The organism is Oceanobacillus caeni (assembly GCF_042678465.1).
GTDB classification, from domain to species: domain Bacteria; phylum Bacillota; class Bacilli; order Bacillales; family Amphibacillaceae; genus Oceanobacillus; species Oceanobacillus caeni.
In genome coordinates this window covers 14,634-36,988 of sequence record NZ_JBHTKV010000026.1, presented here as the reverse complement: position 1 = coordinate 36,988, position 22,355 = coordinate 14,634, and the positions used below count along the sequence as shown (strand labels likewise).

Below are 22,355 nucleotides of genomic sequence, written 5' to 3'. Positions count from 1 at the left end.
AAACTATCGGAAACAAAGGTATTGTGAAAAGTTTTTTGAGACACTTTGGTACTGTCTACTTGACAGAAGCAGGTGTATCCCCTCACGGACTTTTCCTGGCTCTTTTCCATGAGTTTTGTCCGTGATGACTCCTCTCTCGACCTTTTCCTTGTTCATTTTCATAAGTTTTGTCCGTGATAACTCCTCTCTCGACCTTTTCCTCGTTCATTTTCATGAGTTTTGTCCGTGATAACTCCTCTCTCGACCTTTTCCTCGTTCATTTTCATGAGTTTTGTCCGTGATAACAAAAAGGCCAACTTTTTTTACAAAAAGTTGACCTTGTCTATTATCATATATTGTAATATCCTTAATAACTTCCGTTGCTTTTCAAGTTTCTTCAAATTATTTCTCTCACTTGTAGTATAACTAGTCAATCTGATTTATTGTGCCGTATACCCACCATCAAGGACAACGGCTTGGCCGGTTACTCCTTTGGCTTTATCACTTGCTAAGAATAGAGCATAGTCCGCTACTTCTTGTACATCAATTAACCTCTTTTGAGGAACAAGTGGATAAAGGACTTCTTCTTTCACCTTTTCAACCGGTACATTACGTGTTTTTGCTAGATCTTCAAATTGTCCTCGGACCAAAGGTGTATCAATATATCCAGGGCAAATAGCATTTACCGTAATACCATTTTCAGCCGTTTCTAACGCAGCAACCTTTGTTAATCCTATCAATCCATGCTTTGCACTATTATATGCTGCTTTCCCAGCAAACCCTATTAACCCGTTAATAGATGCCATATTTAAAACACGACCAAACCCTTGCTTTTTCATAATTGGAAAGGCATGTTTCATAGCGATAAATGGTGCAATCTGCATAACCTTAATCATAAATTCAAATTTTTCTGTTGGGAAGTCTTCAATTGGTGCGACATGTTGAAGTCCGGCATTATTAATTAAAACATCAAGTCTTCCATATTTTTCAACTGTTTGATGGATAGCACTTTTTATATCCTGTTCTTTTGTCACATCTACCTTTAAACCGATACAATCATGACCCTTCATTTGTAAATCCTTCGTCACATCTTTAAGCTTTTCATCATTAATATCAGATAAAACAACCTTTGCCCCATTTTTCAGAAACTCGACAGCAACCTGGTACCCAATTCCGCTTGCTGCTCCGGTGATAAAAACTACCTTTTGGTTAACCAATTTGCGTCCCTCCAAAATCGTATGTTAGTTTTCCATTTCTACAATGCTGCTAACGCCCATGCCACCGCCAACACAAAGGGTTGCTAAGCCAAAGCGGTCGCCTCTTCTTTTCATTTCGTAAAGTAATGTAACTAAAATTCTTGCTCCACTTGCGCCAATTGGGTGGCCTAAGGCAATAGCACCACCATTTACATTAAGCTTGTCTTTGGGAATATCTAAATCTCTTCCAACAGCCAATGATTGTGCTGCGAAGGCCTCATTTGCTTCAATTAAGTCAATATCACTCATCGAAACTCCTGCCTTTTGAAAGGCTTTATTCGTTGCAGGTACAGGACCAATACCCATGATTTTTGGATCTACTCCAGCAGACGCGTTTCCACGTAAAACAGCTAAAGGTTTCACTCCCAATTCTTTTGCCTTTTCTCGACTCATTAATACCAATGCAGCTGCACCATCATTTATTCCAGACGCATTCCCCGCTGTAACCGTTCCATCCTTTTTAAATGCAGGTCTTAATTTTGACAACTTCTCAGTAGTTACCCTGTCACGTGGGAACTCATCTTGAGCGAATGTTATTGGATCTCCTTTTCGTCTAGGAATAACAACAGGAACTATTTCCTCATTGAACTTACCATTTTTAATTGCTTTTTCCGTTTTTTGCTGACTCCAGGCAGCAAATTCATCTTGTTCTTCCCTCGTTAAACTATATGTTTCAGCAATATTTTCCGCTGTTATCCCCATATGATACTCATTGATAGCACATTGTAAACCATCATTGATCATACTATCGACAACTTTACCGTCCCCCATTCGGAACCCTTCTCTTCCCTTAGGTAAAAGATATGGAGCCAAACTCATATTTTCCATCCCACCAGCAACCACAATTTCTGCATCACCTACTTGAATGGATTGGGTGGCAAGGTGAACAGATTTTAGACCGGAACCACATAGATTATTAATGGTAGTTGCTGGAACTTCCTCAGGTATACCAGCTTTAAGTGCAGATTGGCGTGCTGGTCCTTGTCCTAATCCCGCTTGAAGGACATTTCCCATAATAACTTCATCCACCTGGTTACCTTCTAATCCTGCACGATGTAGTGCTTCTTTTATAACAATCGCACCTAATTCGGTTGCTGGTGTATTACTCAACATCCCCATAAAGCTTCCTATCGCTGTACGTACCGCGCTAACAATAACTACTTCTCTCATTATTTAACCTCCCGCTTTTTCTTCTTTCCGTCTATGTTTAAATAATAAAACATTTATTTGAACCATAAATTATAATAATAGATGAACGTATGTATATTTTACCTAAATAAACAATAGAATCCTAGTTTCGACTGTTACATAATTTTTAGTTAATGATGGATATTATTTGCCAGAAGTAGAAATAGTCTTATTAACATGATAAAAATGATACAATAAAGAAGACTTCCATCAGTAAGGGTTTTCCTTTATCTCCTATTGATGGTTAGCCGTACTTATCGAATCTTTACGGGCAGTTGATCTCCCTCAATCTTGAGGTGAGAGTCTTACTGCCTGTTTAGGTGGGATAAAACTTACAAAACATTTAGGAGGATGTTGGTGTGAAGCTAACCAAAAGGGAATGGTTGACTATCCCAAATATTTTATCTTGCATCAGGATCTTGCTTATTCCTTTCTTTATCTATATCTACTTCAGTGCAACGGAGACAAATGATTATTATATTGCAGCATTTATTATCTTTTTATCTGGTTTAACTGATTTATTAGATGGCTTTATAGCAAGAAAATTCAACCAAATAACAGAACTCGGAAAAACGTTAGATCCTATTGCTGACAAACTTACCCAAGCCGCAATTGTCATTTGCCTTGTATTTCATTACCCATATATGTGGATTTTAGTATTATTAGTGGTTCTTAAAGAATTATTTATGGGTATCAATGGACTTATTTTATTAAAAAAAGGAAAAAAGCTAGATGGTTCAAAGTGGTTTGGAAAAGTATCAACCACGGTATTCTATGTTGCTATGGGGCTATTTATTGCATTTCCGGAATTAAACTTACAAGTAGCAGCTATTCTAGTCATTACTACTGGAATCTTCCTTACTATTTCTTTCATTATGTACGCCCTTGAATTTATTCATTTATATAGAGCCTGAGTGAACAAAAGCAGATTGTTATGATGCAATTTGCTTTTTTGTTCTAAATCAGACTTCAACTGCATGGTTTTATTATAACGTGGAGAGAATATTAATAATTACCTAAAGAATAAGGTGGTTATGCAGTGGATAAGAAGAGGGTAAGAGAAATTATGGATTCCCATGATTTAATCCCTGTTAACTATAATGGTAGGTCTGTTGTTATGAATCAATATGATGAACATAGTCATATGGTTAAAGTAATTCCCCTTGATAAGTGTGGAATTGTCCCAATTGAATGAGTCATTTAATAAAAAATAGAGTGCATCCTTTAGCACTCTATTTTTTTTAAATCTTCACAAGAACGAAAACTACGAATAATTAACCTCTAACTGTTTTAAGAGCTTTACTCCAAGCAATTACTTGATTAAACATTTCAGTTGCATTAGCTTCATGGTAATCAGCTGGTTTGAATACGCTGAAATTCTCAAAGTCGGCTAATAATGAGAATGTTACTGCAGTACGAACGTCTGCTACTTGAAGTTCACCTAAAATCAGACGTAGGTTCTCATGAGCACGTGTTCCACCTAAACTTCCGTATCCAACGAATCCAGCAGCTTTATTATTCACTTCTGGGTTTAAATAATCTAATGCGTTCTTCAATGCTCCACCAATTGCATGGTTGTATTCTGGTGCAATAATGATATATCCATCAAAAGAAGCAATCTTTTCTGACCATGCTTTAATTGCCTTTTCAGCTTCGGCTTGTTGTGTTTCTGGAATCTCAGCACCTAGAAATGGCAAATTGTAATCGGCAAGATCCACTAATTCGTATTCTACATCAGCATCGTTACGTTTGTTAGCAAAGTCAAGTGTCCAGTTTGCAACAGCTTCTCCATTACGTCCTTGACGTACACTTCCTAAAATAATACCTATTTTTAACATAGACTTATATTCCTCCTATATGATAAATGTATGTCAAATTATTTTTAATTAAACATACTTTAATTGATAATAATATAACATCATTTTCAACTTATTGCAAGATATTTAATTCCCTTTTATTATATGGTTACTAAAAGTAATAAATGATTCATTTAGTCCAATACTTAAGGTCATTAATAATGTTTTTACCTCAAACCATGTTAAGCAATCTCTATTTTCTATCGAGGAATAGTTGTTAGTCTATTTTATATAAATCTGAGCCTTTACCTATTCAGCTACATTTAGATAAACATAGGTTATTATATGGAAAGGAGGAAACTGCATGTCTCACAGTGAGGATAGAAAAAGTAAGAAGAACCATGATAACGTAAATGACGTTAACATTCATGCAAACAGAGTTTTCATTAAGGCGAAAGAAGTTTTTGTAAAAGATGATAATGTTAGGGATAGAGAATTTGACCACAAGAAACGTCACCATGATGATGAAGGCGGTAATTCCGACCGTAAGAGACATCGCCATGATGATGTAGGCGGTGATTTTGACCACAAGAAACATCATCATGATGACAAAGACGGAGGTTCCGACCGTAAAAGACATCACCATGATGATGACCGTGATGACACTAATCGTAGAGATCCATGGTCACGATTATTATTTTAAAACTAAATAATTAGATTCTCAGTGGACCTCTAGAAGAAAATGGATGATATCAATTAGAATATTTCGGTCCCTCCTACAAAAAATAAAAGTAAATGGGTTCTTCCATCCCCTAACAGCTAGAAAAGACGTAAAATGCAAGTACTAAGGAGGACATCATGGATAGTAAAACAGCACAAGATATTTTGGAATCCATTGAGATGATTAATGTAAACTACCATGGCATTCCTGTATATATTCAAGCAGTAAACGAACAGGAAGGAACTGCAACTATTTTTCCTCTTGATGATATGCACCATGTACAAGAAGTCGATTTAAACGGGTTAAATCAGGTGAATTTAGTACAGTGAAACATAACACTCCGTAAACCTGCGCTTAGGTTTACGGAGTGTTTATTCATTACTACTTCATTATTATAATCCTTTTGCATGATGTAATTTTCCATTTTGAATATAGACGCGTGATACACGTCTTCCAATTAAACAGACTATTTCATAGTGGATGGTTTGTAACTGTTCCGCAACTTCATCCAAAGAAATAAAACCGTCACTAGGTTCGCCAAAAATGGTGACAGTGTCCTCTTTGCTAACATAGGGTATATCCGTTATATCTATCATCGATTGATCCATACAAATCCGTCCTACAATTGGTGCCCTTTTTCCTTTTACGGAGACATTCCCTTTATTCGATAATGCTCTTGTAAAACCATCTGCATAACCGACTGGAATCGTGGCGATTTTTGAATGACTTTTCGTTGAAAATGTACAACCATAACTTATCGGTTCACCGATATCCACATTTTTAATGTGGACTGGTTTCGTCTTAAAACTCATAACTTGTATAAGTTTAATTTTATTTTTTAAATGTTCACTAGGATATAATCCATATAAGCTTATACCAACCCGTACCATGTCCATATGCATGTGAGGATAAGAAATAGTTGCTGCACTATTACAACAGTGTTTAATTGGTATTTGAATGTCATGTTCCTCCAAATAATCAACCACTGACAAAAAATGTTTAAATTGTTTATCTGTATATGTGGAATCTGAATTGTCTGCATCAGCAAAGTGAGTAAAGATCCCCTCAATTTGTACGTAATTTGATGTTAATAATGATATGAGTTCTAATGCTTCTTCTCTTTTTCTAATTCCAATTCGGTTCATACCGCTATCTATTTTAATATGCACTTTTGCGATCTTTTTTAATTCCTCAGCTGTTTTTACTATTTCCTTAGCTATTTCCTTGGTAAAAACAGTTAACGTTATATTTGAATTTATAGCATCCTCTACGGCTGTTTCTGTACTTATTCCTGTATATCCTAATACTAAGACAGGAGCATTGATCTTGGCTTTTCGGATTTGTAATGCTTCATCTAATATAGCAACGGCTAAATAATCCGCTCCTTCTTCCAGTGCTGCTTGTGCAACTTCAATCGCGCCGTGGCCATAGCCGTCCGCCTTTATCACAGCCATTAATTTTGTCTTTGGGTTAATATGATTCTTAAATGCCTTTACATTGCTTTTTAAAGCATCTAGTGATATTTCAACCCATGTATCTCGATAGCTTCCTACTGCCATGATTACTTCCTCCAATTTTAAGCAAACTAATCGTAATTGATTTTGTTAAGTGATATATTATAATTATTTCATTTTATAATAAAATAGCAAAGTAGCAAGTTTTGGAGGACGTTATGAGGGAAATTTTGAAATTAGCTAGTGCTTTTATCGGAATTATTGTTGGGGCAGGTTTTGCCTCAGGTCAAGAAATTTTGCAGTATTATACAAGTTTTGGTCTATTAGGTATTATTGGGGGAATTATCGCTACTGCCTTATTTGCCTTTCTCGGAATGGTACTTATGTTAATTGGTAGTAAGACGAAGACAAGCTCTCATAAGGATGCGATTTATGCCATTAGCGGCCCCTATCTCGGTGTACTAGTTGATATTATTCTAATACTTACTTTATTCGGTGTTGGAGTTGTGATGGTTGCTGGAGCTGGGTCAAACCTTAACCAACAGTTTGGTTTACCTTACTTCGTTGGAACAACTCTAATGGCAATTCTAATTCTTACTACTGGTATGTTAAAAATTAACAAAGTAGTTTCCGTAATTGGTAGTATCACTCCATTCCTAGTTTTATTCATTATCATTATTTCAATTTACTCCTTTTTTACACTTGATACATCCTTTGCCAATCTTGATCCAATAGCAAGAGAAGTATATACACCACTACCGAACTGGATTATTTCTACCATCAATTATGTATCTTTTAATATTGCGTTAGGTGCCTCTATGACATTAGTTATGGGTGGAGCAGAAAAAAATATTAAAACGGCAACACTTGGTGGTCTCGTTGGAGGACTTGGTCTCGGTGCATTAATCATTTTAAGTAATTTAGCCATCTTCTCAAAAATTGAAACGGTAGCAGCGGACGATATGCCTATGCTTTCCATCGTGAATAGTATATCCCCAATACTTGGGAGTATCATGTCTGTTATCCTTTTTGGGATGATATTCAATACCGCTATTAGTATGTTTTTCTCTTTAACTGCACGTTTTGCAAAAGTTGGAACAAGAAGGTTTAAAGTGCTCTTGACTATTTTCCTCATTTTAGGATATATTCTAAGCTTTATCGGCTTTACTGATTTAGTAAGTCAATTCTACCCACTCATTGGTTACTTAGGACTAGTATTGATTGGTACTTTGATTGTTACGTTTTTTCGAAAGAGAAATCATGATTGAAGAACAAAAGGTGGAAGTATATCAGCTATACTTCCACCTTTAAGAATGAGGATAATTTAAAATATGCTCTTTACACGTTTGAACAAAATCTTCCGGTGATGACTTTACGATGTAGGAATACACTCCACAAGATGTATATAGATAGAGAAGACCCCCATCCCCACCAATGAAGCGATAGGAGATATCCAGAACATCTTTTATTGGAAATTCGCGATGTTCCGTTACAATTCGGTTATCATAAAGGTATATTGTACGTTGATGTTCAACCCGAGTCATCTCAACACTATTTATCTGCCTTTCAACCTTTACATAAGATTGCTCAGCTATTACTTTAATAAGACTCCCCCCTAAGTGGGTTTAATTAATGAACATTACGCACTTTCGTAGTAGTTTTACCCTTCAGCAAATTGGATATTATTCATTCGCCACTTCAACCACTGATACTCTCTCGTTTTTCGAGGTAAAAATTGACGAATATCATCTTCATGATACCCTACTTGTAGTCTCTTTTCATCCATTATTATCGGACTTCGAAGCAACCTTGGATATTGATGAATTAATTCAAGTAACTCTTGTAGTGGAATCGCGTCCATATCTAGATTTAAATCTTTATAAATTTTGGAACGAGTAGAAATAATCTCGTCTGTTCCATCCACTGTCATTCGTAATATCCCTTGAAGTTCGTTTACAGTTAGTGGGTTCTTTAAAATATTCCTTTCTACAAATGAAATGTCCTGATCTTTAAACCATTGTCTTGCTTTCCTCGTCGATGAACAAGATGCGCCAAATATTTTAACTGTCATTTATCATACCCCATTTTCCTAAATATTCTAGTATAGTATTCGTTAAATATATTAGTTTTTATATAGTCCATTCTTTAATAAGTTCATTTCAATTGTAAAATGTTCAATTGCTTCATCATCAGACAACTCTTTTGAAAACTTTTCTACAAAGTTTCGAAACACAACTGCTATGACAATTTGTAACATATGGTAGATTTCCGTATCGTTTTTAGTATTTAAACGATCCTTATCAATCATTTCAATTACTTCATTGAAAAATCCTGTGTCATGTTTCCCTTTAAAAGCTGCTGTAAAAGCATCTTCAATTTTATGTGTTACATGGAGCAGAGCATTTTTTAGGAAGTCAAATTCTCTATCATCGGGGAGTTCAACTAAAAACTCATAATAAAAATCCGTCACAGCGTTTATAATATCACCGTCATGTTCCTCCAGCTTTTGGAAAAATTTAATTCTCCTAGCATCTGTCTCCTCTTTTAGTAGATAAAAATATATATCCTCTTTGTTTTCAAAATACTGATAAAAGCTTCCTCGAGGAATACCGGCAGATTTTACTATATTGGCTATAGATGCTTCATGCAAAGGAACCCTTGCAAACTCTTCTTCCGCGGCATTAATTAAATGTTGCCTTTTTTTCTCGGGTAAATTAAAAAACGTTTGTTTCGGCAATGCACTTCCTCCAAATTCCCCTTATGACGCGATGTCACTTTTTGTATAATTTAAGTTTAAGTGACACGATGTCATTTGTCAACCAATTCATGTGACAACTTGTCATATTCTTGATCATATTGCCCTATAAATATACCCTACCATGTAATTGTGGCAGAATCATGGGATAAAGAAGACTTCCATAGGTGGGGATTTTCCTTCATCCCTCACTAATGGTTAGTCGCTCCTATCGCCTTTACGGTCAGTTGATCTTCCACTTACCTTCTATGTTTCCCAAGAAGCTTAAAGTGGGATAAAATAAAACTCCTTAATCAATACCCGTTCTATTTAAAAGTATATCCTTTTCTCTAAAAAATATACTTTAGTAGATTAATAGAAAAATAAGTGGATATATCCTTGTAAAATAAAATGAGCCCCTACTAGGAAAGTAGAGGCTTGCTTCTATTTAACCATTACTTTACAAATATCATTTGTAAAATCCACTGGGTCTTGAATAGGTAGACCTTCAATTAACAGTGCTTGATTATATAATAGATTCGTGTATAAATTTAATTTATCTTTATCATGATCATAAGCTTCCTTCAAGGACTCAAAAACATCATGATTTACATTAATCTCTAACACCTTATCTGCCTTAATTTGTTGATTATCAGGCATAGCATTAATTACTTTTTCCATTTCGATGGAAATATCCCCTTGAGCTGTTAGGCAGACAGGATGAGATTTAAGTCGTTTAGATGCTTTTACTTCTTTTACTTTATCAGATAGAATTTCCTTCATCGCATCGAATAAATCTTTGTTTTCTTCTTCTAGTTCTTTTGTTTCTTTATTATCTTCTTCCATTCCTAAATCGCCACTTGAGACAGAACGGAATTCCTTTTCATCATAATTCATGAGCATTTTAATAGCAAATTCATCTATTTCGTCTGTAAAATATAGGATTTCATAGCCCTTTTCTGCTACCATTTCTGTTTGTGGGAGCTTTTCAATTCGCTCAATTGAATCTCCTGTAGCATAATAAATGTATTTTTGATCTTCCGGCATTCTAGATACATATTCTTTTAACGTGACGAGTTTCTTCTCTTTCGATGAGTAGAATAGTAATAAATCCTGTAATACATCTTTGTTCATGCCATAGTCGCTATAAACCCCGAACTTCAACTGTTGACCAAAGGATTCATAGAATTTCTCGTATTTCTCACGTTCATCTCTTAAAATACTTAATAATTGGTTTTTAATCTTCTTGTTAATGTTCTTTGCAATAACTTTCAATTGACGATCATGTTGAAGCATTTCTCTAGAAATATTTAGAGAAAGATCTTCGGAGTCAACCATTCCTTTTACAAAACTAAAGTAATCAGGCAATAGGTCTGCACACTTCTCCATAATCAGTACACCATTCGAATATAATTCAAGGCCTTTTTCATATTCCTTTGAATAATAATTAAATGGCGCATTTTCTGGAATATAAAGAATCGCATGATAACGAACTGTACCATCAATATTAAGGTGAATATGTTTTAATGGCTTATCAAAACCGTAACGCTTTTCTGTATAGAAGTTTTCATAATCTTCATCTGTTAGCTCACTTTTATTCTTCTTCCAAATTGGTACCATAGAATTAATCGTTTGTTCCTCTATCACATCTTCATACTCATCTTCTGTGCCTTCTTTAAGTTTACTTTCCGTTACATCCATTTTAATTGGGTAACGAATAAAGTCTGAGTATTTTTTTACAATTTGTTTAATACGATACTCTTCTAAGTACTCATCATAATTTTCATCTTCTGTGTTTTCTTTGACAGATAAGATAATCTCCGTACCAACGTCCTTTTTATCTGTAGGTTCAATGGTAAAACCATCCGCTCCTGCAGATTCCCAAACGTATGCCTGGTCACTATCTAACGCTTTACTTATCACAGTAACTTTATCAGCAACCATGAACGCTGCGTAAAATCCTACACCAAACTGACCGATAATATCATATCCATCTTTTAATTCATTTTCATTTTTAAAATCGAAAGAACCGCTCCTGGCAATAGTTCCTAAGTTGGATTCAAGGTCTTCCTTCGTCATTCCAATACCTGTATCAATTACTTTTAATGTACGATTATCTTTATTCACATCAATTTTTATATAGTAATCACTTTGGTTAAAAGTAATATTATCATCTGTTAATGCGCGATAATAGATTTTATCAATTGCATCACTTGCATTAGAAATAAGTTCCCTTAGGAATACCTCACGTTTGGAGTATATGGAATTAATTACCATATCCAATAACTTCTTGGACTCTGCCTTGAACTCTTGTTTTGCCATGGTTACATCTCCTTCATCTTTTATTAGCACTCTTAAGGTTTGAGTGATAATCCCTATAAAATGTAATAACACATTCATTTTTTCATGTCAATGGAATTAGTTGTTATAATGAATAGTATAATAATCATGGAGGGAATGAAATGCTAAAAACTTGGATTCAAAATGCTAAAAATATGGTTGTATTTACCGGAGCCGGTATGTCAACAGAAAGTGGGCTACCAGATTTCCGCTCCTCCAATAATGGGCTTTGGCGAAAAAAAGACCCTAGTAAAATTGCAAGTACCGAGGCATTGAACGATAATGTGGATGAATTTATTGATTTTTACAGAGAACGTGTATTAAAAGTAAAGGAATTCAATCCACATAAGGGACATTATATTCTGGCGGATTGGGAGGAAAAGGGAAAGCTACAATCCATTATTACACAAAATGTGGATGGTTTTCATCAGCTTGCGGGAAGTAAACGTGTTGCTGAGCTTCATGGTTCTTTACAACATTTACGTTGCCAATCCTGCGGGAAGGAATACGACAGTGATGAGTACGTAAACAAGGAATATCACTGTAGCTGTGGTGGGATTTTGCGTCCTAATATAGTACTCTTTGGTGAAATGTTGCCGCAGGATGCTTTCCGATTTGCTGAGGAAGAGGCAATAAAATCTGATTTATTTATCGTTTTAGGATCTTCATTAAGTGTTACACCAGCAAATCAATTTCCTCTTATTGCAAAGGAACATGGCGCTAAACTAGTCATTGTTAACCAAGAAAAGACAGAATTAGACCACTATGCAGATCAAGTGATACAAGACAAGAAAATTGGCGAACTACTACAGGAATTGGATAAGGAGCTATTTTCCTAAAACGAAAAGGGCTAAACCTCAAGTAATTTGAGGTTTAGCCCTAATGTATTATTGCACATCGCCTTCCCAAGCCAACATACCGCCAGCCATATTCGTTACATGATATCCTTGTTCGTTAAGGAATTCCGTTGCCCGACCACTACGTCCGCCTGATCGACAAATCATGTAGTAATGTTTATCTTTGTCCAGTTCGTTCATACGTTCTGGAATTTCACTAAGGCGAATATGTAGTGCTCCAGGTATGATTCCTTGCGCTACTTCATCATCTTCACGAACATCTATTAAATGAAGGTTTTCACCTTTTTCTAATTTTTCCTGTAAATCTTTAGCAGATATTTCCTTCATTACAATCCCTCCAAACCTATTTCACTATATTTTAACGCATCTAATTCTTAAATCAAAATTAGATACCTACTTTCAACCATCTACTGAAATAAATTGATTGGTTCAAAGCAATAATTCCGTTATTATGCCATCCATTTAGGTGGAATGTTTTTATCCCAGTATAAATCCCCTATTTCATGATGTTCATTAAATCCATCTTTACTTAGATGATAGTGGAAATTAAAAAAATATCCTTCTAAGGGGCGATTCTCCCTGCGAACATCGAATCTAGCAACATCTTGCCCTTTTCTATGATCATAGACATGAAAGATTTTTTCCCCATAACCATTAGATGGAGTTTCTGTTATTTCATAATGAATATAATCATCTCCCGCGTCATCCACAAGAGTTGCAAGTACAGACTCCATTGTAGGGAGAATTTGATTCGTAAATTCATCTTCCACTTTATTAACCATTCTCGGACCGAATTTAGTCATCGTTTGGTCTTTCGCTTGATTGAGCATATCATTTATAAAATATTCTTTATGATGATGTAAAGTTTGTTCACGTTGTATATCTATAGGTTTCTCTTGTTGAATGGGAACCGTTGTATTAGAAGAATCCTCATTCTGATCTGAATTAGGGAGATTATCTTTTGCCTGGTCTGCTTGCACTTCTAGTAATGCCGTTGGTGTGTACATCCCTAATGTTGCAACCGTTGTCAGAACTACTAATACTTTTTTGAACCATACCTTCATAACGTCTCACCTTCTTCAAACCTATATATTTTATTTTAACATGTGAAAGAGTTATTTGTATGTTTCAAAAACATTAAAAATAGAAATGAATGGTGCGAATACACCATTCATTTCTATTCTTCCTTTTATTGAACAAACTTCTTAAAAACAATGGTAGCATTATGTCCGCCGAATCCTAATGAATTGGATAACGTTATATTAAGATTCTTTTCTTTAGCTACATTTGGTACGTAGTCTAAATCAAGTTCTTCATCTGGGGTTTCGTAGTTAATAGTTGGTGGCATGATAGAGTCACGAATAGCTAGAATAGAGAAAATAGCCTCTACTCCACCCGCTCCTCCTAATAGATGACCTGTCATTGACTTCGTTGAGCTTACAGATAATTCGTAGGCATGCTCGCCAAATAATTGTTTGATTGCGATTGTTTCATATAAATCATTATAAAAAGTGGAAGTCCCATGAGCATTAATATAATCAACTTGATCAGGTGAGATTCCTGCGTCTTTTATAGCCTCTTCCATTGAACGCTTTGCACCTTCTCCATCCGGTGCTGGTGAGGTAATATGATAGGCATCACCTGTTGCACCATATCCAATTAACTCAGCATATATAGTCGCTCCACGCGATAAAGCATGGTCCAACTCCTCTAACACTAGAATTCCGCATCCTTCTGCAATGACAAATCCATCCCTATTTTTATCAAAAGGCCGACTGGCACTGTTTGGATCAGAATTTTTACTAAGTGCAGTCATATTAGAAAAGCCAGCAACCGACATGTTCGTAATACATGCCTCCGATCCTCCGGAAACCATTACATCCGCTTGACCGTTTTGAATGACGCGGAAGGCATCACCAATGGAGTTTGTCCCTGAGGCACATGCTGTTACAGAGCAATTCACCATACCTTTTGTACCGAGCTCGATAGAAACCCTTCCAGCAGCCATGTCCGGTATGAACATAGGGATAGTAAATGGACTTACTCTACGTTGGCCTTTTTCTGCGAACTTTTTGAAGTTAGCCTCAAATTCACCTAGACCACCTATCCCAGAGCCGATCCATACACCAATTCTTTCCGAACTTACGTCTTTCCCAACTTTCATCCCGGCATCATCCATGGCCATTTTGCTTGCTGCAACAGCAAACTGACTAAAGCGTCCCATTCTTCTTGCTTCTCTTTTATCCATAAAATCACTGGGGTTAAAATCCTTTACTTCACCAGCAATCTTAACATCTACCTTCTCCTTATCTATTAATGTAGATTCCGCAATACCTGATTTACCTGCTTTTATGTTATCCCAAGTTGTAAAAGCATCATTTCCAAGTGGAGTCACTGCTCCAACTCCTGTAATTACGACTCTTTTTTTCACAAGGTTTCTCTCCTATTATCATTTATTATTATTCATACGTTACATTATATAGACTGAACCCTAGAATTTAAAACTTTTAAGTTTGTATACTAAAAATTACCAAATATTGCTAAAATAATAGCAAGAACAAAAATGAGGTGAATCAAATGGCAACGTTTGACGATTTTCAAAAGTTAGACATAAGAATTGGTACAATTGTTGAGGCCAAGCCTTTCCCCGAGGCGCGTAAACCCGCAATCAAGTTAAAAATTGATTTTGGAGAAGAAGTTGGATTCAAGAACTCATCGGCACAAATAACAAAAAGATATGAGGCTGAAAAGTTAATAGGCAGACAAGTGGTTGGTGTCGTTAACTTCCCTCCTATGAGAATTGCAGGATTCAAATCAGAAGTTTTAGTAATTGGTGGTGTACCAGAAGAAGGCGATGTTGTCCTCCTACAACCTGACGAGCCGGTTAAAAACGGAACACCTATTGCTTAACATGGAGAATGCCTCTAAATAAAAGAGGTGTTCTTTTTATTTCCAAATTGAAAATAAAGAAGGTTAAATGGGTTACAATTTTAGTTGGACAGTTTTGTTAAGGTTCGTTACACTAGGAAAGCTTGACATGATTAATGATACCGTGAGAAAATTTATACCCTTCTATCTGTTAAAAAGTGAATCCCCTGGTCATAATAAGAGAAACTCATTCCATGGGGCTTTGGTAAGAAAACTTACCGAAATGAGTAAGAGGAGATATCGTTTATGAAATACTTTATTGTTATTATTAGTTCATTTATTATTAGCTTTGGCTTTAATTTCTTCTTAGTTCCTCATGAAATTTTAAGTAGTGGACTTAGTGGGATTGCTATTTTAATTGGTTTAATCACTCCATTCGATATTGGGTTATTAAACTTTGTACTAAACTTACCTATTATCATTCTTGGTTACTATAAATTAGGCAAGGAAATTACCTATAATACGCTTCTTTGCGTCATTTCTCTTTCCATCTTTTTATATGTATTGCCAGTTCACGCTATAGCGGAGAACACATTACTATCCGCTATTTTCGGTGGAGTCATTAGTGGAATTGGTGTTGGTCTGATATTAAAGTACTCTGGGTCATCGGGCGGTTTAGATATTATTGCAATTATTATATCAAGAACTAGTAATGTAAGTGTTGGACTTCTATTAACTGCAATGAATGGCGTTATTGTCCTGTTCTCAGGCTTTATCTTTGGTTGGGATCTTGCTTTATATACATTATTATCTATCTATATCACGGGTAAAATTATTGACGCGATTCACACGAACCACATTAAGCTTACGATGCAAATTGTTACGACAAAAGGAGAACAAATACGTCAGGATCTATTACAATCTATATATCGCGGTATTACCATTACAGATGGTTATGGTGGATACACGTTAGAGAAAAAACAAATCTTAATGATCATCGTTACTCGCTATGAAACCATAAAGGTAAAGGAAATTGTTAGAAAACACGATGCAAAAGCATTTATAAATATTTTTGAAACCGTTGAAGTCGATGGAGAATTTGCAAAAAATACCTAACAACTAAAAACAACCTGTACCTCACGAAAGGAACAGGTTGTTTTTTTAGAGTATCTTAGTTAAATGATGCGAACAGTAACCATATTGTCGATTTCACCGATAGCCTTTAGCAAGCTAGGAACAACATCTCCGTTAACTTCTTCATCGATATCAATCATGGTATAGGCATAATCTCCACGACTTCTGTTAACCATGTCAGCGATATTTAAGTCATGTTCAGAAATCACGGATGTAATTCGACCAACCATGTTTTTTACATTATGATGAAAAGCAGCAACACGTCGTCTACCTGTATAAGGAAGCGTTGCATTCGGGAAGTTAACAGAATTTACAATGTTTCCTGTTTCTAAAAAGTCTTTCACTTGATGAGCTGCCATTACTGCACAGTTTTCTTCAGATTCACTAGTTGAAGCACCAAGGTGTGGGATAGAAACAACATTATTCATTTTGAGTACTGTTTCATTAGGGAAGTCTGTAATATATTTTCCTACTCTTCCACTTTCAAGTGCAGCTTCCATGTCTACCTCATTTACTAATTCTCCACGAGAGAAGTTTAAAATATGAACACCGTCTTTCATAACCTTAAATGCTTCTCTATTGAACATTCCTTTTGTATCATCCGTTAAAGGAACGTGAACCGTAATATAGTCAGAATTAGCATATACTTCTTCCAAAGACATCGCACGTTGTACATTACGGGACAAATTCCATGCTGTATTGACTGAGATAAATGGGTCATATCCAATAACATCCATACCTAAATGTAGAACATCATTCGCTACAAGAGAACCAACAGAACCTAATCCAATAACACCTAATGTTTTTCCTTTAATTTCCTTACCAACAAATTGCTTTTTACCCGCTTCTACAAGTTTAGGAATTTCCTCGCCTTTATTTTCAATTGTTTTAGCCCAAGTGATTCCTTCAAATAGATTACGAGAAGACGCCATTAAAGAAGTAATCACAAGTTCTTTTACAGCATTTGCATTCGCGCCAGGTGTATTAAACACAACAATTCCATTTTCTGTACATTGATCGATTGGGATATTATTAACCCCAGCTCCTGCGCGTGCAATTGCTTTTAAATTTTGGTCAAATTCCATGCCATGCATGTTAAAACTACGAACTAAAACCGCATCTGGACTTTCAACATCATGATCAACTGTATATTTTTCTGGATCAAATTCCTTCAGACCTATTTCAGCAATTTGATTTAATGTTTTAATCGTTTTTACTTTACTCATCGTTACTGTAGCCATTTATATTCCCGCCCTTTATTGATGTTTTTGTTCAAATTTCTTCATAAACTCTACTAACGCTTGAACTCCTTCAACCGGCATTGCATTATAAATACTAGCTCTCATTCCACCAACAGAACGATGGCCTTTTAATGTTTCTAACCCTGCTTCTTTTGCCTCTTTCACGAACAAAGCGTCTAATTCCTTTGACGGAGTAACAAAAGGTATGTTCATGATAGATCTTGAACTTCTTTCAACAGGAGAAGTAAACATGTTAGACTCTTCAATACAACGGTATAAAATGTCCGCTTTTTCGCGGTTCACTTTTTCTATTTCTTTTAACCCACCTAGTTCTTTGATCCATTCAAAAACTAATTTCGCCATATAGATAGCAAAAGTTGGAGGGGTGTTGTATAAGGAGCCACTTTCACTATGTGTTTCGAAATCCAACATGGTTGGACAGTTATCTTGTGCCTTACCAATGAGATCTTCACGGATAATGACTACCGTTAATCCCGCTGGACCAATATTCTTTTGAGCCCCAGCATATATTAAACCAAATTTCGAAACATCTATTTCTTCAGATAGAATATTAGAAGACATGTCAGCTACTAATGGTACGTTTCCTATATCTGGAACTTCGCGAAAAGCTGTACCTTCAATTGTATTGTTTGTCGTAATATGAACATAAGCTGCCTCAGGATCAATCATTCCTTTGTTTACAGCTGGTATATAGGTGAAATTTTTATCCTCTGAAGAAGCAATAACACGGATGTCACCAAATTTCTCCGCTTCTTTTATAGCCTTTTTAGACCATGAACCTGTATTAACGTAATCTGCCTTTTTGTTTTCACCAAATAAATTCATAGGAATTGCCGCAAACTGTTGAGAGGCTCCCCCTTGAAGGAAAAGTACTTTATAATTTTCAGGAATCCCCATTAATTCTCTTAAAAGTTGCTCTGCTTCCGTGATAATATCAGTAAACCAACCTGAACGGTGGCTTAACTCCATTACGGACATTCCGGAATTATTGTAATTGACTAGTTCCTTTTGAGCCTTTTCTAATACTTGTAATGGAAGCATAGAAGGACCTGCTGAGAAATTGTAGACTCTATTCATTGTTACCTTCACACCTTTATGTTTGATAAAAAATCTATGAAAATAAATGTAATACTCAAAACAATTAACAAAGTAATTATATTTTACAACAATCTAGGACTTATTAGTAGGTCAAATTTCCCTTTTGTAAATTTTCCCACTAAAATTCCGTGTTCAAAAAAGAGGATGAAAAGGACCGAGCAGTTCGAGGCGGCGTAGCTTTGAGTACCGGAACGTATGCAACTAATACGTGAGGAGCGGAAAAGCAAGCCAACGAAGAAATGCGAAGTGTCATTTTCACCGGACTTTTTGAACAACATCTAAAAACATAAAGAGGCAAGGGTCTATCGCGAACGATCAAATCCCTTACCTCTGCCCAGGCGAACGGCTTATAAACTATGTGCTCCCTCGCGGTAATCCGCGTTCGCCAGTTACACATAGCCTTTTAAATTTAATTTAATCTTAACAAAATTTCCGACCTCATTCAACCCTTTTTATAGTAGTGTAGTATTATGGGAAACAATTCAGCATTCGGAATTAAACAACCAGATGGTTAAACTTCAAAAGTTGTTATTACCTTGATATTCTAGTTGTATATAGGTTACCGACCCTGCTAAAAAATTTGTAAAATACAAAAAGGAAAATGCTATTTCTAAAGGGGAATTCACAAATGTTTGTTTCTGTAAGTCAATATACGTTGAACAAAGGTTCATTTGAATCTTTATTACCTTTCCGTTTTATTACTCCACAAAAGAGTTTAATTGAATTAACTTCTTTTGAGGAACGAACAAATAGTTCAGCCTACTTATACCTACCATTAGCACGTAAAATTATTGATTCTGCTTATGGTTCATTCGGTTCATTTCCTATATTAGGGTTCATAGAAACCTAATCAGGAGAAGAAGTTGAAAAGGTACTTAATGAAAATCATATACATTACAGATTGCATAAAAAGACTCAAGGGACACAGGTTTTTCAAGTTTCACTAAAGAGTATGTATGATTTAGAAGTATTCTTTCCAATTTGGGCTGAGTCAGGAACGGATTCTTTATTTAACGCTGTTACAAATGAAGAAGAAGCCTTAGGGCTATGTTTAGATGACCTAAGTATAAGGATTTCTGAAGCAGCAAAAAGTCCCACACTTTGTTTTTCTTATGATTTACAAGGGTTATTTATTCTTGGATCTTCCGCTTGGGAAGACCTAAGATTGATTAAAGATTTGTTCATAAAAGAGGAGATTGAAATTTTAGATGAAATTAATATTATATTGTAATAACATTAAAATTAGGAATAGCAGACATTGAAGACTATATTCGTAAATTTTAAAAGGCTCTCCATGACTCGATATGGCAAGCCTTTTTATAAGCTTATTTATTAACCCATGAATCCCAACATCTATCTTTTAGCCTTCAACTCCGCTGCAACGAATTGCATATCCTCCAGAAATAATGGATATAAATTTGGCCTACGTCGAACGGCAAGTGGATGATAAGCAACTGTTGTTTGGTATCCTCCGACTTCATACCAGCTCCCTCTCAATCCTTTTACATCCAACTCCTGATTACGGAAAAATGACTGTACCGCGACATTTCCTAAACACAAAATTAGAGACGGTTTTTGTACCTCAAGTTGATTTTCCAAATGACGCATGCAGATTGCCCTTGTTCTGTCCTTCTCATATGCACGAATAGGTTTTCTTTTTAAAATATAAGTAACGTAAATCTGTTCTTTCTTTAATCCTGTTTCAAAGACCGCCTTTTGCAAAGTCTGTCTTGTTCCACATACAAAGGGACTTCCTTCACGATTTTCTCTTGCTCCTGGATTATCTAATACAATCATAATTGGAGCCCTAGGAGTTCCTTCTCCCCAAATCATACGTGATCCTTGATCATACAACCCGCATTCTTTACAGTCTTTTTGAATCTTTGGCGTTGGATCTTCTGGCCAAATCTCTGGGCAAAAACAAGACATACAGTTCACTCCTTGAGACATAGAAAATATATAGGAATCCTTTTATTTCGACTGAAAAACGGCTAACCCCTTGGGGGAATTATTCCAAGAATATCCTATCTTCCAAAGGCGATACCTTACCTTTTTCATCCTTATATACGACGTGCTCCTCTTTAAACTTCACGGGTGAATCTAAGCCAGCAGCAGCAGCTATACGAAATAACCCTTTTCTCATCGATATTACATAGTTTGCAGTTCGATGTTTCTTCTCCTCAATGACAAGGGCCTTTTGTAAGTCAGGGTCTGTCGTTGCAACCCCTACAGGACAAGCATTGGAATGACACTTCAATGCTTGAATGCATCCAACTGTGATCATAAATCCCCTTGCAATATTTACTAAATCTGCTCCCATGGCTAGAGCAACAGCTACGCGATCCGGAGAAATGAGTTTACCAGAGGCAATAATCTTGACCCTATCCCTTACCCCGTAGTCCACTAAAGCTTTGTGGACTAATGGTAAGGCAGACTTAATAGGTAACCCTACCCCATCAGCTAATTCCTGATAAGATGCACCTGTTCCTCCCTCTCCACCATCTACTGTAATAAAATCGGGCCCTACTCCAGTCTCTTTTATTTGTTTTGCTAATTCTTCTGCTTCATGGAAACTACCAATAACAACTTTCATTCCAATAGGCTTTCCTGTCGTCGTTCGTACATCCTCCATAAATGAAAATAAAGAGGCTAAGTCACTAAACTCTTTAAAGCGATTCGGACTATCAATCGACTTAAATGGCTCCACCATTCGAATTCTTGCTATTTCTTCTGTTACCTTTTCCGCATCAATATGGCCACCTCGAGTTTTGGCACCTTGTCCTAGTTTTAATTCAAATGCTTTGATTTGGGGAACTTTTGCCTTTTCCTTTAACGCCTCCCAGCTAAAATTCCCTTTCGGATCTCTTACACCAAAAAGTCCAGGACCAATTTGCATTATAATATCGACGTTCCCTTTAAGATGGTATTCAGATAGTCCGCCTTCTCCAGTATTCATCCAACTCCCTTTTGCCATGCCCAGTCCTTCAGAGAGTGCTGTAATTGCTTTTTTCCCCAATGATCCATAGCTCATCGCAGACATTCCAATTTGTCCTTTCACAACGAAAGGCTGTTCACAATCCTTACCAATTACGATGGCATCTTCATCTTTTAATAAATATGCAGGTGATTCATGACTTTCCAGTATTTCCTTTCGGTGCATAAATAAAGGTTCCTGAAGTAGCAAGTATCTATTTGTTGTCACCTTACTATCAACGTCCATATTAATTTCCTCTGTCAGTTTTGGAAACATTGAATTACGTATATAGTAACCCGGCTTTTCAAAGTCCCTTAAAGATCCAAACCCAATCACATCACGTTTATATTTCGCTTTCTTTACAACATGCTGGTATTCATCTCTATTAAATGGTTTTCCTTCTAAATCACTATTAAATAAGTATTGTCTTAATTCAGGACCAATCTGTTCTAGGAAATACCTTACCCGTCCCAAAACTGGATAATTTCGTAAAACCGGATGTTGCCTTTGATTTCGATCTACAAAAAATAAATAGAGTAGGATCACAATGATAGACGCCAAAATAAAAGCGCTAAAGATAAATGCTATAATGGTCATCGTATCTGCTATGTTCAAGTAAAATACCTCCTTAACTAGTAACTTAGTGTCCCCCGTCATTCACTTTTTACAAGTCTTTTTTTTCACAAAAGGTGTG

24 protein-coding genes and 1 riboswitch are annotated in these 22,355 nt (G+C 35.9%); of the genes, 10 read left to right on the top strand and 14 right to left on the bottom strand.

Going from position 1 to position 22,355, the window contains the following annotated elements; all coding sequences use genetic code 11:
* Positions 1 to 419: 419 nt before the first annotated feature.
* Both ACFQ18_RS14855 and ACFQ18_RS14850 read right to left on the bottom strand, forming a co-directional pair.
* Positions 420 to 1,196 carry a 3-hydroxybutyrate dehydrogenase gene (locus ACFQ18_RS14855; RefSeq protein WP_060669350.1) on the bottom strand — a complete coding sequence of 259 codons (777 nt, stop codon included), beginning with the start codon at positions 1,194 to 1,196 and terminating at the stop codon, positions 420 to 422.
* A 24-nt stretch (positions 1,197 to 1,220) separates the two neighbouring features.
* Positions 1,221 to 2,405: an acetyl-CoA C-acetyltransferase gene (locus ACFQ18_RS14850; RefSeq protein ID WP_047186840.1), complete on the bottom strand. Its 1,185-nt coding sequence runs from the start codon at positions 2,403 to 2,405 to the stop codon at positions 1,221 to 1,223.
* A 377-nt stretch (positions 2,406 to 2,782) separates the two neighbouring features.
* Here ACFQ18_RS14850 and ACFQ18_RS14845 point away from each other — a divergent pair, with 377 nt between their 5' ends.
* Both ACFQ18_RS14845 and ACFQ18_RS14840 read left to right on the top strand, forming a co-directional pair.
* Complete coding sequence (locus ACFQ18_RS14845) at positions 2,783 to 3,337, top strand: CDP-alcohol phosphatidyltransferase family protein (protein WP_047186839.1); 555 nt, start codon at positions 2,783 to 2,785, stop codon at positions 3,335 to 3,337.
* A gap of 125 nt (positions 3,338 to 3,462) precedes the next feature.
* Complete coding sequence (locus ACFQ18_RS14840; protein WP_128715745.1) at positions 3,463 to 3,618, top strand: small, acid-soluble spore protein, H family; 156 nt, start codon at positions 3,463 to 3,465, stop codon at positions 3,616 to 3,618.
* 79 nt (positions 3,619 to 3,697) lie between these two features.
* On the opposite strand, the gene ACFQ18_RS14835 is transcribed toward ACFQ18_RS14840, so the two are convergent.
* On the bottom strand, positions 3,698 to 4,261 hold the full coding sequence (locus tag ACFQ18_RS14835) for an NADPH-dependent FMN reductase (protein WP_047186837.1): 564 nt from the start codon (positions 4,259 to 4,261) through the stop codon (positions 3,698 to 3,700).
* Positions 4,262 to 4,583: 322 nt separating this feature from the next.
* Here ACFQ18_RS14835 and ACFQ18_RS14830 point away from each other — a divergent pair, with 322 nt between their 5' ends.
* Both ACFQ18_RS14830 and ACFQ18_RS14825 read left to right on the top strand, forming a co-directional pair.
* Entirely contained in the window at positions 4,584 to 4,922 is a 339-nt protein-coding gene (locus ACFQ18_RS14830) for a hypothetical protein (protein ID WP_204798563.1), read from the top strand.
* Positions 4,923 to 5,077: 155 nt separating this feature from the next.
* On the top strand, positions 5,078 to 5,269 hold the full coding sequence (locus ACFQ18_RS14825; RefSeq protein WP_047186836.1) for an H-type small acid-soluble spore protein: 192 nt from the start codon (positions 5,078 to 5,080) through the stop codon (positions 5,267 to 5,269).
* A 63-nt stretch (positions 5,270 to 5,332) separates the two neighbouring features.
* Here ACFQ18_RS14825 and alr read toward each other — a convergent pair whose 3' ends face one another.
* The gene (alr, locus tag ACFQ18_RS14820) at positions 5,333 to 6,499 is read right to left on the bottom strand and encodes an alanine racemase (RefSeq protein WP_060668615.1); all 1,167 of its coding nucleotides are present in this window, start codon (positions 6,497 to 6,499) and stop codon (positions 5,333 to 5,335) included.
* A 113-nt stretch (positions 6,500 to 6,612) separates the two neighbouring features.
* Here alr and ACFQ18_RS14815 point away from each other — a divergent pair, with 113 nt between their 5' ends.
* Positions 6,613 to 7,662 (top strand): YkvI family membrane protein, encoded by a 1,050-nt coding sequence (locus ACFQ18_RS14815; protein ID WP_060668614.1) that lies wholly within the window; start codon positions 6,613 to 6,615, stop codon positions 7,660 to 7,662.
* A gap of 392 nt (positions 7,663 to 8,054) precedes the next feature.
* On the opposite strand, the gene ACFQ18_RS14810 is transcribed toward ACFQ18_RS14815, so the two are convergent.
* The 3 genes from ACFQ18_RS14810 to htpG form a co-directional block, all read right to left on the bottom strand.
* Complete coding sequence (locus ACFQ18_RS14810; RefSeq protein ID WP_047186833.1) at positions 8,055 to 8,465, bottom strand: Spx/MgsR family RNA polymerase-binding regulatory protein; 411 nt, start codon at positions 8,463 to 8,465, stop codon at positions 8,055 to 8,057.
* 51 nt (positions 8,466 to 8,516) lie between these two features.
* Complete coding sequence (locus tag ACFQ18_RS14805) at positions 8,517 to 9,131, bottom strand: TetR/AcrR family transcriptional regulator (protein WP_047186832.1); 615 nt, start codon at positions 9,129 to 9,131, stop codon at positions 8,517 to 8,519.
* A 441-nt stretch (positions 9,132 to 9,572) separates the two neighbouring features.
* On the bottom strand, positions 9,573 to 11,450 hold the full coding sequence (gene htpG / locus ACFQ18_RS14800; RefSeq protein ID WP_047186831.1) for a molecular chaperone HtpG: 1,878 nt from the start codon (positions 11,448 to 11,450) through the stop codon (positions 9,573 to 9,575).
* A 140-nt stretch (positions 11,451 to 11,590) separates the two neighbouring features.
* Between htpG and ACFQ18_RS14795 the strand changes: the two genes are divergently transcribed.
* Positions 11,591 to 12,307 carry an NAD-dependent protein deacylase gene (locus ACFQ18_RS14795; protein ID WP_047186830.1) on the top strand — a complete coding sequence of 239 codons (717 nt, stop codon included), beginning with the start codon at positions 11,591 to 11,593 and terminating at the stop codon, positions 12,305 to 12,307.
* A gap of 48 nt (positions 12,308 to 12,355) precedes the next feature.
* Here the strand turns inward: ACFQ18_RS14795 and ACFQ18_RS14790 are convergent, their stop codons facing one another.
* The 3 genes from ACFQ18_RS14790 to fabF form a co-directional block, all read right to left on the bottom strand.
* Positions 12,356 to 12,652: a rhodanese-like domain-containing protein gene (locus ACFQ18_RS14790; RefSeq protein WP_047186829.1), complete on the bottom strand. Its 297-nt coding sequence runs from the start codon at positions 12,650 to 12,652 to the stop codon at positions 12,356 to 12,358.
* Positions 12,653 to 12,774: 122 nt separating this feature from the next.
* Entirely contained in the window at positions 12,775 to 13,389 is a 615-nt protein-coding gene (locus ACFQ18_RS14785) for a YpjP family protein (protein WP_047186828.1), read from the bottom strand.
* Positions 13,390 to 13,514: 125 nt separating this feature from the next.
* Complete coding sequence (gene fabF, locus ACFQ18_RS14780) at positions 13,515 to 14,756, bottom strand: beta-ketoacyl-ACP synthase II (protein ID WP_204798564.1); 1,242 nt, start codon at positions 14,754 to 14,756, stop codon at positions 13,515 to 13,517.
* 146 nt (positions 14,757 to 14,902) lie between these two features.
* On the opposite strand from fabF, the gene csaA reads away from it, so the two are divergent.
* Positions 14,903 to 15,235, top strand: coding sequence for a chaperone CsaA (gene csaA / locus ACFQ18_RS14775; protein ID WP_204798565.1), 333 nt, complete (start codon positions 14,903 to 14,905; stop codon positions 15,233 to 15,235).
* Positions 15,236 to 15,499: 264 nt separating this feature from the next.
* Complete coding sequence (locus tag ACFQ18_RS14770; RefSeq protein ID WP_047186824.1) at positions 15,500 to 16,309, top strand: YitT family protein; 810 nt, start codon at positions 15,500 to 15,502, stop codon at positions 16,307 to 16,309.
* Between the two features lie 59 nt (positions 16,310 to 16,368).
* Here ACFQ18_RS14770 and ACFQ18_RS14765 read toward each other — a convergent pair whose 3' ends face one another.
* Both ACFQ18_RS14765 and serC read right to left on the bottom strand, forming a co-directional pair.
* Complete coding sequence (locus ACFQ18_RS14765; RefSeq protein WP_060668612.1) at positions 16,369 to 17,568, bottom strand: phosphoglycerate dehydrogenase; 1,200 nt, start codon at positions 17,566 to 17,568, stop codon at positions 16,369 to 16,371.
* 15 nt (positions 17,569 to 17,583) lie between these two features.
* Entirely contained in the window at positions 17,584 to 18,666 is a 1,083-nt protein-coding gene (gene serC / locus ACFQ18_RS14760; protein WP_145524083.1) for a 3-phosphoserine/phosphohydroxythreonine transaminase, read from the bottom strand.
* A 346-nt stretch (positions 18,667 to 19,012) separates the two neighbouring features.
* A riboswitch (ZMP/ZTP riboswitch) is annotated at positions 19,013 to 19,090 on the bottom strand.
* Positions 19,091 to 19,315: 225 nt separating this feature from the next.
* Between serC and ACFQ18_RS14755 the strand changes: the two genes are divergently transcribed.
* Together ACFQ18_RS14755 and ACFQ18_RS14750 are read left to right on the top strand one after the other, a co-directional pair.
* Positions 19,316 to 19,537, top strand: coding sequence for a hypothetical protein (locus ACFQ18_RS14755; RefSeq protein ID WP_145524084.1), 222 nt, complete (start codon positions 19,316 to 19,318; stop codon positions 19,535 to 19,537).
* A gap of 102 nt (positions 19,538 to 19,639) precedes the next feature.
* Positions 19,640 to 19,918 carry a hypothetical protein gene (locus ACFQ18_RS14750; protein ID WP_204798566.1) on the top strand — a complete coding sequence of 93 codons (279 nt, stop codon included), beginning with the start codon at positions 19,640 to 19,642 and terminating at the stop codon, positions 19,916 to 19,918.
* Positions 19,919 to 20,040: 122 nt separating this feature from the next.
* Here the strand turns inward: ACFQ18_RS14750 and ACFQ18_RS14745 are convergent, their stop codons facing one another.
* Positions 20,041 to 20,616, bottom strand: a complete 576-nt coding sequence (locus tag ACFQ18_RS14745) for a uracil-DNA glycosylase (RefSeq protein WP_047186820.1) — start codon at positions 20,614 to 20,616, stop codon at positions 20,041 to 20,043.
* Between the two features lie 79 nt (positions 20,617 to 20,695).
* On the bottom strand, positions 20,696 to 22,276 hold the full coding sequence (locus ACFQ18_RS14740; protein ID WP_047186819.1) for an FMN-binding glutamate synthase family protein: 1,581 nt from the start codon (positions 22,274 to 22,276) through the stop codon (positions 20,696 to 20,698).
* Positions 22,277 to 22,355: the final 79 nt, after the last annotated feature.

Excerpts from the sequence above, each read along its gene's own strand:
- ACFQ18_RS14850 (WP_047186840.1), bottom strand. The coding sequence starts at position 2,405 with ATGAGAGAAGTAGTTATTGTTAGCGCGGTACGTACAGCGATAGGAAGC.
- ACFQ18_RS14835 (WP_047186837.1), bottom strand. The coding sequence starts at position 4,261 with ATGTTAAAAATAGGTATTATTTTAGGAAGTGTACGTCAAGGACGTAAT.
- ACFQ18_RS14830 (WP_204798563.1), top strand. The coding sequence starts at position 4,584 with ATGTCTCACAGTGAGGATAGAAAAAGTAAGAAGAACCATGATAACGTA.
- ACFQ18_RS14825 (WP_047186836.1), top strand. The coding sequence starts at position 5,078 with ATGGATAGTAAAACAGCACAAGATATTTTGGAATCCATTGAGATGATT.
- alr (WP_060668615.1), bottom strand. The coding sequence starts at position 6,499 with ATGGCAGTAGGAAGCTATCGAGATACATGGGTTGAAATATCACTAGAT.
- ACFQ18_RS14815 (WP_060668614.1), top strand. The coding sequence starts at position 6,613 with ATGAGGGAAATTTTGAAATTAGCTAGTGCTTTTATCGGAATTATTGTT.
- ACFQ18_RS14810 (WP_047186833.1), bottom strand. The coding sequence starts at position 8,465 with ATGACAGTTAAAATATTTGGCGCATCTTGTTCATCGACGAGGAAAGCA.
- htpG (WP_047186831.1), bottom strand. The coding sequence starts at position 11,450 with ATGGCAAAACAAGAGTTCAAGGCAGAGTCCAAGAAGTTATTGGATATG.
- ACFQ18_RS14795 (WP_047186830.1), top strand. The coding sequence starts at position 11,591 with ATGCTAAAAACTTGGATTCAAAATGCTAAAAATATGGTTGTATTTACC.
- ACFQ18_RS14790 (WP_047186829.1), bottom strand. The coding sequence starts at position 12,652 with ATGAAGGAAATATCTGCTAAAGATTTACAGGAAAAATTAGAAAAAGGT.
- ACFQ18_RS14785 (WP_047186828.1), bottom strand. The coding sequence starts at position 13,389 with ATGAAGGTATGGTTCAAAAAAGTATTAGTAGTTCTGACAACGGTTGCA.
- csaA (WP_204798565.1), top strand. The coding sequence starts at position 14,903 with ATGGCAACGTTTGACGATTTTCAAAAGTTAGACATAAGAATTGGTACA.
- ACFQ18_RS14770 (WP_047186824.1), top strand. The coding sequence starts at position 15,500 with ATGAAATACTTTATTGTTATTATTAGTTCATTTATTATTAGCTTTGGC.
- ACFQ18_RS14765 (WP_060668612.1), bottom strand. The coding sequence starts at position 17,568 with ATGGCTACAGTAACGATGAGTAAAGTAAAAACGATTAAAACATTAAAT.
- serC (WP_145524083.1), bottom strand. The coding sequence starts at position 18,666 with ATGAATAGAGTCTACAATTTCTCAGCAGGTCCTTCTATGCTTCCATTA.
- ACFQ18_RS14755 (WP_145524084.1), top strand. The coding sequence starts at position 19,316 with ATGTTTGTTTCTGTAAGTCAATATACGTTGAACAAAGGTTCATTTGAA.
- ACFQ18_RS14750 (WP_204798566.1), top strand. The coding sequence starts at position 19,640 with ATGTATGATTTAGAAGTATTCTTTCCAATTTGGGCTGAGTCAGGAACG.
- ACFQ18_RS14745 (WP_047186820.1), bottom strand. The coding sequence starts at position 20,616 with ATGTCTTGTTTTTGCCCAGAGATTTGGCCAGAAGATCCAACGCCAAAG.